A 14,709-nucleotide genomic window follows, 5' to 3' on the forward strand; every position below is an offset into this window, starting at 1 on the left:
GTATTACAAATAGTTTGATTCAATAAAATTATGAATCACGATAGGAAATGGCAATTTCATCATTTCATCAAGAGATACAGCCTCTTTTAAAACTTCATTAAATTGCAACTCAAAGAAACGAATATGCAAATGCTGATGCGATAATTTATGAACAACTTCCTCTTCATTCTTCACAATTAAAACTAAAGGATTATACTCCTTTTTAATGTGTTTAACTATATTTTCAATTGTGTCTGACTTTGAGTTTTCTAACAAATTAAATTGATACAAATTAAACCAAATTCCTTTTTCTTCTCTTTTCTCTACAACAAAATCCCCGTTTCGATCTTTAATAATCAGATAATTAAAATACCTATTCTTTACCTTAGTTTTCTTTAATTTAACTGGCAAGCTCTCCACTTTTTTTTGTTGTAGAGCAACACACTTAGTATTAAAAACACAAACCGAACAATCAGGACGCTGCGGCACACATTGTGTTGCTCCGAATTCCATTATTGCTTGATTAAAAATAGCGGGGTCTTCAATAGGCAACAACTCTTGCGCTAATTCTTGAAACTCTTTCTTTGCTTTTGAACTAGAAATATCAGTTTCAATTCCAAATACTCGAGACAAGACTCTGAACACATTTCCATCAACAACAGCCACAGGTTCATCATAAGCAAATGAAGCAATAGCAGCAGCAGTATATTCTCCTACTCCCTTTAAATGCAACAATTCTTTATATGAAGAAGGAAAAACACCATTCAAATCGTTAACTATATATTTTGCAGCTGCATGAAGATTTCTTGCTCTAGAATAATAACCTAAGCCTTGCCATAATTTTAAAACTTGTTCTTCTGAAGCATTTGCTAGATCAAAAACAGTTTTAAACTCCGTCGTAAACGCTTCAAAATAGGGTAAGCCTTGAGCTACTCTAGTTTGTTGAAGAATAATTTCCGACAACCAAATTGGGTAAGGATTCTTAGTGTTTCGCCATGGCAAAGAGCGCTTATTTTGTAAATACCATTCTATTAAGATATTAGAAAAAATCATTTTTACGAATTAAAAAACAAAAATAAAATATTTAAGGGTTAAAAATTAATTAATTATGATTGATTTATTGTTTTTTAAATTTGTATATTTGCAAACTCAAAAAAAGAACACAAAAATTATTAATACGAAAGAAAATGACGAAAGCAGACATTGTAGCTAAAATTTCTGAAAAACTAGGTCTTGAAAAAACTGATGTTCAAGCTACTGTAGAGTCTTTTATGGAAGAAGTAAAAAACTCATTAGAAACAGGAGATAATGTTTATTTAAGAGGCTTTGGAAGTTTCATTATTAAAACTAGAGCAGAAAAAACTGGTAGAAACATTTCTAAGAATACAACAATCAAAATTCCTGCTCACAATATTCCAGCATTCAAGCCTGCAAAAGTATTTGTTGAGAGTGTTAAAACTAAAACTGAAATAGCAGTATAAATCATTTATTAATCTAAACAAACAACGTTATGCCAAGTGGTAAAAAGAGAAAAAGACATAAGGTAGCGACTCACAAACGTAAGAAGAGAGCTAGAGCTAACCGTCATAAAAAGAAAAAGTAGTTTTAAACTACTTTTCTTTTTTTAAAAGTTCTTTGAAATTAATCAGTAAACTTACTGATTATCGGGTAAAATACCTGTAAAATATTGTTTAATCCATCTGTACTAGAATAGTAATTAGTAACTAGTAGCCAGTAATTAGTTTTTTTAAAATGCTAATCACCAATCACTACTCTCTATTAGCTAAATAAGTATGGATAAAAATGTACAGCGTGAACAAAGAGTTAATTATTAGATCAGGTTCAGAAGCAGTAGATTTTGCCTTATTAAAAGATGGAAAACTAATTGAATTACACAAAGAAGAAGAAAAAGGAAGCAATTTCAGTGTAGGTGATATTTTTATTGCCAAAATAAGAAAGCCAGTTGCAGGTTTAAATGCAGCATTTGTTAACTTAGGTTACGAAAAGGACGCTTTTTTACATTATCACGATTTAGGCCCAAACTTACCTTCTTTGTTAAAATTTATTAAACTTGTAAGCGCAGGTAAACAAAAAGATTATTCACTCAAAAATTTTCCTTTTGAATCTGAAATCGACAAAGATGGAGTAATCACTGATATTCTTAGTGCCAATCAATCGGTTTTAGTACAAATAGTAAAAGAACCTATCTCTACTAAAGGTCCCAGAATTAGTTCTGAAATATCTTTAGCTGGTAGATATGTCGTTTTAGTTCCTTTTTCAGATCGTGTTTCAATTTCTCAAAAAATTGATTCAAAAGAAGAAAAAGACAGATTAAAAAGATTGGTTCAATCTATTAAACCAAAAGGTTTTGGAGTTATTGTGAGAACAGTAGCTGAAGGCAAAAAAGTAGCTGAACTAGACAAAGACCTACAACTATTATTAGACAAATGGTCAGCCATGAGTAAAAGGCTACAAACAGCCCATCATCCTTCAAAAGTATTGGGAGAAGTAAACAAAGCTTCTTCAATATTAAGAGATGTCTTTAACGATACTTTTACAAGTATCAACATAGATGATGAGGAATTGTATATTCAAACGAAGGACTATTTGCAAGAAATAGCCCCTGATAAAGTGTCTATCGTAAAACACTATCAATCAAAAGATCTTCCTCTTTTTGAGAAATACCATATAGAGAGACAAATCAAAACTTCCTTTGGAAAAACAGTATCAATGAGTAAAGGTGCTTATTTGATTATAGAACACACTGAAGCTTTACACGTTATTGACGTAAACAGTGGAAACCGTTCTAACAAAGCATTAAGCCAAGAAGATACTGCATTAGAAGTAAATATGATTGCTGCTGCTGAAATAGCAAGACAATTACGTTTACGAGACATGGGAGGAATTATTGTTATCGATTTTATCGACATGCAAAATGCCGATAACAGAAAAAAACTATATGACTTCTTAAGAGAAGAAATGAGTGACGACAAGGCCAAGCACAAAATCTTGCCTCCTAGTAAATTTGGATTAATTCAAATTACTAGACAAAGAGTTAGACCCGAAGTTAATATTAAGACAAGAGAAGAAGACCCTAATAACGAAAATGGGGAAATTGAAGCTCCAATCTTAATCATTGACAGAATAGCGTCTGACCTAGAAAGAATTATAAAAGTCCATAAAAAAGTGGTTTTAAACGCCCATCCTTTTGTGGCAGCATACCTTGAGAAAGGTTTTCCATCAATACGTTCAAAATGGTTTTTTGAACATAAAAAATGGGTGAAAATTATACCTCGTGACGCTTACACGTATCTTGAATATCATTTCTTGGACAAAGAAGGAAATGAAATTAAATAACACTTAGTCAAGTGTGAAAAAAAACCGCTAAACTTAATTGATTAGCGGTTTTTTGCTTTTAAAAATACCTGAAGTCCACTGGACTTCCTCCTCTTATTATCAAATCTCGTGACGCTTACACGTATCTTGAATATCATTTCTTAGACAAAGAAGGAAATGAAATTAAATAACACTTTGTCAAGTGTGAAAAAACCGCTAAACTTAATTGATTAGCGGTTTTTTTGTTTTTATAATATACCTGAAGTCCACTGGACTTCCTCCTATTAATATCAAATCTCGTGACGCTTACACGTATCTTGAATATCATTTCTTGGACAAAGAAGGAAATGAAATTAAATAACACTTAGTCAAGTGTGAAAAAACCGCTAAACTTAATTGATTAGCGGTTTTTTTGTTTTTATAATATACCTGAAGTCCACTGGACTTCCTCCTCTTATTATCAAATCTCGTGACGCTTACACGTATCTTGAATATCATTTCTTGGACAAAGAAGGAAATGAAATTAAATAACACTTTGTCAAGTGTAAAAAAACCGCTAAACTTAATTGATTAGCGGTTTTTTTGTTTTTATAATATACCTGAAGTCCACTGGACTTCCTCCTCTTATTATCAAATCTCGTGACGCTTACACGTATCTTGAATATCATTTCTTGGACAAAGAAGGAAATGAAATTAAATAACACTTTGTCAAGTGTAAAAAAAAACCGCTAAACTTAATTAGACTGCACCCAAAAGGTTAGACAAATTTATAATTAATTTTGATAATAATGAGCTCGATATTTTATCGGGCTCATTTTGTTTAAATTTGATTTAATTCTTTCGTTATTATAATAACTTATATATTCTATTATCTCCTTTTTAAATTCTTCAATAGACTTGTATTTTTTTAGATAAAACAGCTCTGATTTTAATATTCCAAAGAAGTTTTCAATAATGGCATTGTCTAAACAATTTGCTTTTCTAGACATACTTTGTGTAATCCCTTTTTGTTTCAATAAATATTGATAGTGCTTCATTTGATATTGCCAACCTTGGTCAGAGTGTAAAATTAAATTAGTCTTATTTGGTATTTTCTTAAATGCTTTTTTAAGCATCATAACTACCTGATTAAATACAGGTCGTTCTGTTAACTCATAACTAATAATTTCTTGATTAAATAAGTCAATTATCGGTGATAAATATAGCTTCTTTCCAGAGACATTAAACTCGGTAACATCAGTTGCCCATTTTTGATTTGGTGCTGTTGCTTTAAAATTTCTTTCTAAAATATTAGGAGCTATTTTACCATGCTCTCCTTTATATGATCTATACTTTTTAACTCTAATGACGCTTTTTAATCCTAATAATTTCATTAATCTGAAAACTGTTTTATGATTAATAATTATTCCTTTATTTTGAAGTTCATCAGTTACTCTTCGATAACCATAACGACCTTTATGTTTGTGATAAATCGATTTAATTAGTTCTTTAACTACTCTATATTTATCACTTAATTTACTTTGTTTTTGATGATAATAAAAACTACTTCTTGCCATATTTGTATAATTTAAAAGTACTTTTAAATCATATTTATGCCTTAATTCCATTATGACTAGCGCTTGTTGGCTCTTTCTTCCGCCTGAATTAAGGCTTGTAACTTTTTTAAATAATCATTCTCACAACGTAATGCTTCATTTTCCTTAAGAAGTTCTTCTTCTCTGGTTAGTGGCTTAGCTGATTTGCTTTTTTTGCTTTTAAAATTCATAGATCTTGGTCTTCCTTTAATTTTTGGTTGTAGTCCTTCAAAACCAAAGTTAACAAAATCTTTTTTCCATTTTACAATAATAGCTAAATCAGGAATATTAAACTTTAAACAAGTATCTATTAATGAAAGTGATTCCTTTTCTATAGTTTTTAATACTTTTAGCTTAAAATCAGCTGAATAACTTTGATTTCTCCTAGGCAATAAACCCTCTTTCCCATAGCTTTTATAAAATCTAATCCACTTACGAATATTAGATTCGTCTGGACCTTTTAACTTTGAAACATATACATTTGAATAATGTTTCTTTAATACTAATTCTACACATTCTAACTTAAATGCATAAGAATACTTGACTTTTCTTTCCATAAAAAATGCCCCAAATAGTGTCTAACTTTTTGGGGCATGTTCAAATTGATTAGCGGTTTTTTTGTTTTTAAAAACTATAAAAAATAAACTTATCTTTTCACAAACTTTTTAGTTCCTACTTCATTTTGAATAGTAGTCACTTTAATAATATATAATCCGCTTTGTAAATTAGAAACATCTGCTTTATTCTCTTTTGTTTCTATAACCAGTTTTCCGTCTAAAGAATAGATAGCTACTGCACTTATTTCTTCATCAGTATTAATATGTAATAAAGAAGAAGTTGGGTTTGGATAGACTTCAAAATCACGGAAAGAAGTAAAAGTTGTTGAAGTTAAAGCCGCATCAAACTCATAAGCCCCTAAATCTACCGTTCCATTAACAACTCTAGCATTCCCGTTTAAATCGGTTGTTACTGCACCTAAATAGCTATTATTACCAGCATTAATAGCTGGTGAACTGCTGGTCAATTGAAAATCGGAGCTACTTACAAATAGCGGATCACTATTTGTACCACCCAATGTACCACCTTGTATAATATTATTAAACCCTGAAGGCATAATAGAACCCGAAGAAGGAAAAACATATAGCGGTGTTGTATTCCCGTTATTATAAAGAATAGAGTTCACAATAGTTGTATTAGAACCATATATTACTGAAACAGCATGACCACTTGGACCGGTATTATTTGTAAAAGTACAATTTGTCATTCCTGAATAAGCTGTAGTATAACTTCCACCCGCTGTAGTATTTTGATAAGTAACAATACAAGAAGCTCCTTGATTAGAAGAACCGTTTGATACATTATTATGAAACAAACAATTTGTAAAATAACTACTTACTCTTTGGTTTAAGGTATTACTTCCTCTTCCTTGGAGAAAAATATTAGAGAAACTACCCGACGATTGATTATTTCTAAAAATACAACTTTCAAAATTTACAGAAATATATGAGTTAGACAACAAAGTAAATTGTGAATATACTCCAACATCAGAACCTGTATTTTTTTCTAAAATGCAATTCTTAAACTCTGCATAAATACTATAATCTGTAGCGTTATCTGTAATCGCACATATCGCTCCTCCTCTAGTATCATCATAAGAATTTGCACCACTTGTATAACTGTAACTTCCATTTGCATTTCCTCCAGAAATTGTAAAACCATCTATTACAATTCCTGCTAAAGAACCTTTTAAAGTAATAACATGAAAAACATTATCTCCGCGTAATCCATTACTATAGACAATACTTGAGTTGTCATTATCATTTAAATCACCACTTAATATAGTAATATTAGTTTTAGGATCTCTTTGTGTCAAAGTAGTTTCAGTTCCATTAAATCCTCCATAAATTTTAGCATTTGTAGGAATTAAAAAAGTTGCTTTTTTAGAATCTGCCAAACCACTTGTTGAAGGTTTATATATTCCTTGCGCTACACGAATATCAATGGTATTTGAAGTCATATTCTGAAGAGCGTCTTCAAGAGAAGTATAGGCATTTGTCCAGGACGAACCATCATTCAGTCCAGTAGCAGCATAATTTACATAAATAGGCCCTTTAGTTGTAAAGGTACTAACCAAATACCAACCAGAATTAGAATTTCCTGAACAAGCTTCACTTGTATAAACATCGTAACTTGTATTTGGAGTTAAATTGGTAAACGTAAAAGTATTAGATAAAATTCCATTAACAACCGTTCCGTTTGAGATCGATTGTCCTGAAAGTACATAAAGTAAATCGGTTGTAATACTAGGATTCCAAGTAGCTATTGCACTATTATCAGTAATTGAACTGACTTGGAACGCACACAAATCTCCATTTTCATAAGCACCCATATCAATAGTCGTGTTCACTATTCTTGGATTATTATTCAAATCTGTTGTTAAACTTAGATAAGTATTATCTCCGGTATCTTTAGCTGGAGACGCATTCGTTAATTGAAAATCCGAAGTACTCACAAAAAGCGGATTTGCAGTAACAATATTCGATTTGGTTGGAACAGCAGAAAAATTGTCACTATCTAACGAATTATAAGCACTCAAAATAGTTGGAAAAGCATCTAATATATTATTTACAGCCATTGATGTTGCTCCACCAACTCCAGTATTATTCCAAAAAATACAATTGTAAATTGAACTATTCAAGTAAACAGCAGCTGAACCATTTTTAGAAAGTCCGATTGTTCCACGATTTACCACGAAAGAATTAGTTCCAGAATCTACGTTATTCACATACGTATTATTCACAAAATTAGCATTTACAGTTGACCCAGCAGAGTAGGCTCTAAACCAACCTGCACTTCCAGCATAGCCTTTTGTTGCTCCATTATCAATCGCTTTATTGTTTTCAAATAACGAATTTCTAATATCTACATTCACAGAAACATTAGCCACATTTGTATATTGGTAAAAAGAAGTAGCATAAGTCGCTAGGTTATTTATAAATTTAGTATTCTCAACTAATAAAAAACCAGAAACATCAAATCGAGCATGAACACCTGCTGCCGCATTTAAACTGACATTATTTTTAAATTCACAATTTCTAATCGTTAGACTTCCGAAAGTATCACCTCTATACAAAGCAGCACCAGAGGAATGCACTCCTACACCATTTGCGTGACCATCAGAAAGTATTAATCCATCAACAATTGCATTGTTTGCATTTATCACCATTAAATGTTGGCTGTTATCATTTCTGGTTGTATTAGAGAATGCAACGGTTGCATTATCATTAGCTAATAAATCACCCGACAAAATCGTTGGATTTGCAATCCAATCTCTTTCAGACAATTGTGTTTCTGTACCATTAAAACCTCCATAAACAGCTGTATTAGCATCATCAATTAAAAAAGTAGCATTAACACCTGTATTAGCAGGTCTGTATGTTCCACCAGCAATCCAAACAGTTCTGTTACTTGATGCTATTGAATTTAGTGCTACTTGTAAATCTACATAAGCATCTGTCCATGAAGTTCCGTTATTAGCACCTGTTGCTGCATGATTAACATAAATAGTTTGACCTTGCACTAACGAACATATACTTGTGATTAATAAAAGTAAAATTGCTCTCATAATAAAAATTTTATAGTTTATGATAACAAAATTGCGCATAAAAAAAAGTCGTAGTAAAACGACTTTCTGAAACTGGGTTTTGACTTGCTAAAGTCATTACCCTATATTTTGTACAATTGTTAAGAACTCTTCTTTTTTTTCATTTGAGATGGAAACCGATTTATCATTATCCATAATTATATAACCTCCATCTTTCTTAATATATTCTTTAATGTACTTTAAATTAATTAGGTAAGAGCGATGTGGTTTGTAAAAATTAGATTGCAGCTCTAGTACTTCCACAAAATGTTTTAAAGGTTTACACACTAGTAATTCCGTTTCTTTTGTAGTACTCACTTTGGTATACATCCCATCAGCTTCAAAAAGAATAATATCATCAAAATTAACAAACTTAAATCCGTCTGAGAAAGGCAATCCTATTTTATTAAAATTAGCCGATTTTAAACTCCTTTTTAGTTCTTCCAACTTGGTGCTAATTTCAGATTTCCCTATTTGCTGAATTGCTTTTTCCACGGCCTCTTTTACTGTTTCCGCTCGTAAAGGCTTCAATAAATAATCTATTGCAGACAACTGAAAGGCTTTAATCGCATACTCGCTGTAAGCTGTAGTGAAAATAATTTCAAAATTTAATTCGTCTTTATTGACAAAGTCTAAAATTTCTAAACCAGAATGTTCTGGCATTTCTATATCTAAAAAAACAATTTGCGGGCAATGCTCTTTGATTAATTGCACTCCAGAAAGCAAATCTTCAGCTTGAAAAATCGCATCAATTTTAGTCGTATTCTCTTTAATTAAAATTTCCAGCAGATTTCTTGCTTTTGGTTCATCATCAATAATTATTGCTTTCATATTTTCATTTTAATATTGGAATTAACAAAGTGACTTTCGTCCCTATTGGCTCTTTATTTTCATTTGCTAAATCTTCAATAGTAACTCCTATTTTTATTTCTTTACCGAAATTTAGCAATTCTAACCTATTTTGATTGGCTTTAGTCGCAAAAGATTGGTGTTTATTATTACGCAATTGAGCAGCTTTATTTCTTCCTACACCATTATCTAAAACAATACATTTTAGCATTTGTTCTTCTTTTAAAATTTCAAAAAATATTTCAAGAACTCTGTCAGTTTTTTTATGAAGTAAGCCATGCTTAATAGCATTTTCAACATAAGGTTGAATAAGCATTGTAGGAATTTTTACATCTTCATTACTTTCTAAACTAATAATCTTATAAGTAAATTTATCTTCAAATCGTAGTTTTTCTAATTCCAAATAAATATTTAAACATTCTATTTCTTCTCTTAAAGAAATGTAACCTTTAGAGCTATGATCTAAATAGGCACGAATTAAATCTGCAAATTTGGCCAAATAAGAGCTGGCTAAATTCTTTTGATTTAAAACAATGTACTCCTGAATAGAATTCAAAGCATTAAAAATAAAATGAGGATTCATTTGTGATTTTAAATTTTCTAGTTTAAGAATCGCCAACTCATTTTCAAATTTAGCATTTTTCAAAGCCAGTTCTTTTTCTTTTTCTTTTACAGCTAATTTATTTCTATAAAAAAATATAATTAAACCAAAAGCAACTAAAACAATACTTAAAACGAACCACCATTTTTTCCAATATGGTTGATTAATTTGAAAACTAATTTTTTCTGAAATATATTTAGTTCCATTACTACTTTTAGCTCTAATTTCAAAAATATATTCTTTTGAAGGTAGACTAGTAAAATTTACAAAGTTCAAATTTCTATCTAATAAAATCCACTCATCACTTAGACCTAATAATCTATATTCAAACAATAATTCATCTTCTGGATAATAGCCATTAACATGAAAAGTAATTTTGATTCTATTTTTATCATAAGGTAAAGTATAATTTGCTTGTACAATGGTGTCTTTTTCATTTATTGTAATCGTTTTTATATAAACTTCCTTAGAACGATAACTCTTGGGAACTATATTTTTATCAATTATAAAAACACTTTCTTGACTCGCTAATAAAATACTTTTATCATCAACAATTACTCCTTTTATATTACCAATAGAGGAATTATTTATTGAAGATGATTTAAAAACATTAGAATTAGAATCAAAAATTTGAATTCCTTTATCGGTTACAATCCACAAATCATTACTATCAGATTTTATTTCTTGAATAATATTAGATTTCAAACCATTCGTTAGATCCAGTTTGTGTACAAATTTATTGTTTTTGTATCCTAATATTCCTTCGGAAAAGGTAGCTATCCAAACTATATTATTAGCTGTCTGACAAATATCTTTTGCCGTGATACTTTTATTATTAAATTTTAAAACTTTAGGTAAAAAAAGACTATCATAAACCACTAAATTATCTACATAAGAAACAAATATTTCAGTATTACTATTCTCTGAAAAAGAACGATACGCTCTACTGTAATTTAAATCTTTTACTTTTAATAGCGCATTGTTTTCAAATTTCAAAACTGTAGCTCTATCAAAACCAGCATAAATAATTTGATTGGTATTCGCTATTTGCTGTAAATCTTTTGCATTATTCAAGCTTTGTAATGGAACTAATTTTTTTGAAATTAAACAATAGCTAAATCCTGATCCTTCTGTACTTATCAATAAAGTATTTTCTTCTTTTAAAAATAATAATGCCGAAATTTTTCTCTTATTCTTAATTTCAACTTTATCTTTCAAACCTGTTTTTAGGTCTAACACAAATAAATTTCCTTTAGTGGTTCCAATAGCAATCTTTGAAATTGAAATTTTCTCTACTGCTGAAACAACTTCATTACTAACTACATTTTTATAGGACTTAATTTGCAAACTTGGAATTATATAAATACCATTATTTAGTGTCGAAACCCAAACTGTTTTATTTTCATCAACGATACTTTTTGTAATAAAATCATCTCTAAAAACAACATCTTTTAATGCAATCTGACTCTTATTTTTATTTACTATTACAATTCCTGTTGAAGTGCACAACCATAAATCTTTATCTTTTTGTGAGACGCTTATAATCCTATTATTTTTCAATTCGTCGGGAAATGCAATAGCTACTAAACTACTTTCTTGTATTTTAAAGAATTGGTTTTCGTTTGAAATATTATCATACAAAGACAAATAGAATTCTTCTTGATAAATAAAAAACTTTGGAATTACATTACTTCCAAATGTATCAGTATTATAATTTAATTTTGAGATAGTATTTGCTTTTGAGATAGTAAAAACAGAATCATCAACAGTAAAAAAAATTCTATCATTTAATTGATAAGGTGCTCTAATAATTGGATACTTGGAATCTGAAGGCACAACTATTCTCTCTCTTTTTTTTGTTTTTAAATTAACCGAAAAAAGAGTTGCACTTGAGAATATAAATAGTCGGTTCCCTAGAAACAAAAACTCAGCTAATTCTCCTTTCAATTCGTTTTTTAAATCTAAAAAAAGTTCTAATCTATTATTTTTTAAATAGAAAAATTGCCCTGATATATTATTGCACCAAAGTTGATTTTGATTGTCTAATTTCAAACCAAAAACAGAAAGTCCTCTTTTTTCTTTATTGGAATACGAAACATATTCTTTTCCGTCAAAACGATACAAACCTTTGTCAGCTGCTAACCATATAAAACCATTAGAATCTTCTAAAATATCATAAAACTCCACATCTGGCAAACCTTCTTTTTCGGTTAACTTTATAGAAATAGGATCTTGGGCAAACAATATGTTTACCGTTAAAAATACAAAAAGGCTATATGAAAGTAAGGTTTTCAACTATTCAAAAATAGAACTTTGAAATGAGATAGTGTTATAGTATTTCTGAAAACCGCTTTTGACTTGCTAAATTAGTTACTTTCAATTAAAATTCTTCTTTTTAATTCTTCTCCATGTTGATCGACAACCGTTATAATATAGGTTCCTGAGGTTGCAAGTATTTGCTTTTCATGGAACGTTTTGGTGCTTCCTAAATATTTATCATCCAAATACCAAAAAAGCTCAGCTTCAGTCTCAGAATGAGCAACTTTTACAATTACAGGTTGTAATTTACCATCAAAATCTTTAGTCAAGACAATCTTTGTATTCGCATTTGGATAAATAAATTCCATCTTTCTCCCTTGATTCACCGCTACACAACCAGGTTTATAATTTGGCAAAGGTAGGTAGTTAACATTCTTACTTTTATAATATAATTCCATTACTGGTGGTAATACAAACCATGGTTTATTTACAATATCGCCTATATTTTCGCAAGTACTATTCACTCTATATTGCTCTGTTTTATCGAGATGTATTAATTTATGGTACGGACAATTTTCTGTTTTTCTATTGTTTTTTGGAATCCATTGAAGTTTGGATTTACAATTTTCTTGCGCCAAATATCCTGATTGAATGCAAATTTCTTTTTCTTCCAAATCATTATATGGAGCCTGAAACCAATTTGTTCTTGGAAACAAACGAAAAACATCAAATAAAATTGGAGCAGCACTTTCAACACCGGTCAGTAATGGTCTTCCTTCTCCAGTTGCATTACCCACCCAAACAGCTACTACATAATCTCCAGTTATACCAACTGCCCAAGCATCTCTACCACCGAAACTTGTACCCGTTTTCCAAGCGATTTTAAGTGACGAATCATAAAAACGCCAAGCTTCATCTCCTTGAGGACGATTTACTTCTCTCATCGCATTAAAAGTTTGCCAAATAGCTCCGGCACTAAAAACATTTTTCTCTTTTTTTGGCTTTCCAAAATCAACTTTCAGATTACTATTATAATTTAAATTAGCTAATTCATTACTTCTAAATTCGTCTTGTGTCTTCGTATAATTAGATAACGTTCCAGACATGTAAGCGTAGGAACGACATAAATCCCAAAGATTTGTCTCTGCACCACCAAGAATTAAAGAAAGTCCATAATTAGAAGGATGACGGTTCACATCTCTTAGTTTCAATTTTTGAAGTTGTTCATAAAATTTTGTCACAGAATATTGTTGCAACATTAATACAGACGGTATATTTAATGATCTTGACAATGCTCTACTTGCAGGAACAGCTCCGTCAAAACTAAAATCATAATTTTGTGGACTATAACCCGAAATTTGTGTTGGAATATCTGGAATTAATGTATTGGGTAAAATTTCACCCTCATCTAACATAGACGCATATAGAAAAGGTTTTAAAATACTTCCCGTACTCCTTGGCGCTTCAATTATATCTACATCTTTTTGGTGAGAAATATCGGTTGGACTATTACCAACATAGGAAATTATATTCCTAGTTTTAACATCTACAACCAAAACTGCAATATTATGCACCTGATTTTGCTTGTATAAATTATAATATTGACTAACAATTTCATTTACACGTTCATGAACGCCTAATTTTAAAGTAGTTTTTATTTTCTCTCCTTTATTTGTTTTTGCTATTTTCTGCAATAAATGTGGTGCTGTTTGCGGAACGACAAATGGCTTTTCCGGAAGTGACTCGAGCAAAGAAAGCTCATAAGTATCTTTATCTATAGTCTTCTCTTCAAAAAGTTTTTTCAACAATCTATTTCTTTTTTCTAATAATTTTTGCTGGTTTTTACCCGGATAAATCAAACTAGGAGCATTCGGAAGCACAGCTAAAGTTGCGGTTTCTGCCCATGATAATTGATGTGGTTTTAATCCAAAATATCTCCATGAAGCCATTTCTAACCCAACAACATTACCACCATATGGCGCATGAGCTGCATAAAGTCTTAGTATTTTATCTTTTGAATGACGAAACTCTAATCGTGTAGCTAATATTACCTCAACTATTTTTTCAAAATAGGAACGTTTTGTACCTTCTCTATGTAAACGAATAACCTGTTGTGTTAATGTACTACCGCCTCTTACTACTTTATTTGCCCTCCTATTTTGCAAAAAAGCATGATACATAGAAACTGGATTAAAACCAAAATGATAATAAAAATGTTGATCTTCGAATGCTAGTATGCATTTTTCAAATTTTTTCGGAAGACTGTCACTTTCTGGAAATCTCCATTGTCCATCATCTGCAATCTTAGCCCCAATAAAATGTCCTTCCGCACTTTCAATTACAGTTGTATAATTTGGTTTAAAAAGCACTTTAGGAAGCGAAAAGTAATAAACAATCATAAGTATTATACTTATGATTGTTTTTATTTTGTGCCTTTTCAAAAACACTATTAGAGACCTAACAGGTTT

General features: G+C 30.4%; 8 protein-coding genes. 2 read left to right on the forward strand and 6 right to left on the reverse strand.

Annotated elements, in window-relative coordinates:
• Positions 1–3 precede the first annotated feature (3 nt).
• Positions 4–1,032 carry an A/G-specific adenine glycosylase gene (gene mutY / locus L2Z92_RS03870; RefSeq protein ID WP_236457537.1) on the reverse strand — a complete coding sequence of 343 codons (1,029 nt, stop codon included), beginning with the start codon at positions 1,030–1,032 and terminating at the stop codon, positions 4–6.
• Between the two features lie 122 nt (positions 1,033–1,154).
• Between mutY and L2Z92_RS03875 the strand changes: the two genes are divergently transcribed.
• Both L2Z92_RS03875 and L2Z92_RS03880 read left to right on the forward strand, forming a co-directional pair.
• Complete coding sequence (locus tag L2Z92_RS03875) at positions 1,155–1,460, forward strand: HU family DNA-binding protein (protein WP_262913011.1); 306 nt, start codon at positions 1,155–1,157, stop codon at positions 1,458–1,460.
• A 331-nt stretch (positions 1,461–1,791) separates the two neighbouring features.
• Complete coding sequence (locus L2Z92_RS03880; protein ID WP_236457539.1) at positions 1,792–3,336, forward strand: Rne/Rng family ribonuclease; 1,545 nt, start codon at positions 1,792–1,794, stop codon at positions 3,334–3,336.
• 752 nt (positions 3,337–4,088) lie between these two features.
• Here the strand turns inward: L2Z92_RS03880 and L2Z92_RS21440 are convergent.
• The 5 genes from L2Z92_RS21440 to pbpC all read right to left on the reverse strand — a co-directional run bounded on the left by L2Z92_RS21440 (position 4,089) and on the right by pbpC (position 14,640).
• Positions 4,089–5,446, reverse strand: a protein-coding gene (locus L2Z92_RS21440; protein WP_407647570.1) for an IS3 family transposase whose coding sequence is annotated in 2 segments (ribosomal slippage) — positions 4,089–4,966 and positions 4,966–5,446 — 1,359 coding nt in all. Because the reading frame shifts where the segments join, the coding sequence is not laid out codon by codon here.
• Positions 5,447–5,535: 89 nt separating this feature from the next.
• Positions 5,536–8,514, reverse strand: a complete 2,979-nt coding sequence (locus L2Z92_RS03895) for a beta strand repeat-containing protein (protein ID WP_236457541.1) — start codon at positions 8,512–8,514, stop codon at positions 5,536–5,538.
• 96 nt (positions 8,515–8,610) lie between these two features.
• Positions 8,611–9,363, reverse strand: a complete 753-nt coding sequence (locus L2Z92_RS03900; RefSeq protein ID WP_140962968.1) for a LytR/AlgR family response regulator transcription factor — start codon at positions 9,361–9,363, stop codon at positions 8,611–8,613.
• Positions 9,364–9,367: 4 nt separating this feature from the next.
• Positions 9,368–12,226 (reverse strand): sensor histidine kinase, encoded by a 2,859-nt coding sequence (locus L2Z92_RS03905; RefSeq protein ID WP_265210647.1) that lies wholly within the window; start codon positions 12,224–12,226, stop codon positions 9,368–9,370.
• 122 nt (positions 12,227–12,348) lie between these two features.
• Positions 12,349–14,640: a penicillin-binding protein 1C gene (gene pbpC, locus L2Z92_RS03910; RefSeq protein ID WP_236457543.1), complete on the reverse strand. Its 2,292-nt coding sequence runs from the start codon at positions 14,638–14,640 to the stop codon at positions 12,349–12,351.
• Between the last annotated feature and the right edge of the window lie 69 nt (positions 14,641–14,709).

The sequence above is a fragment of the Flavobacterium jumunjinense genome (genome assembly GCF_021650975.2).
GTDB lineage: Bacteria > Bacteroidota > Bacteroidia > Flavobacteriales > Flavobacteriaceae > Flavobacterium > Flavobacterium jumunjinense.

What these genes read in the sequence shown, in the direction of transcription:
- mutY (WP_236457537.1), bottom strand. Translation starts at nt 1,032, where the DNA reads ATGATTTTTTCTAATATCTTAATAGAATGGTATTTACAAAATAAGCGC.
- L2Z92_RS03895 (WP_236457541.1), bottom strand. Translation starts at nt 8,514, where the DNA reads ATGAGAGCAATTTTACTTTTATTAATCACAAGTATATGTTCGTTAGTG.
- L2Z92_RS03900 (WP_140962968.1), bottom strand. Translation starts at nt 9,363, where the DNA reads ATGAAAGCAATAATTATTGATGATGAACCAAAAGCAAGAAATCTGCTG.
- pbpC (WP_236457543.1), bottom strand. Translation starts at nt 14,640, where the DNA reads ATGATTGTTTATTACTTTTCGCTTCCTAAAGTGCTTTTTAAACCAAAT.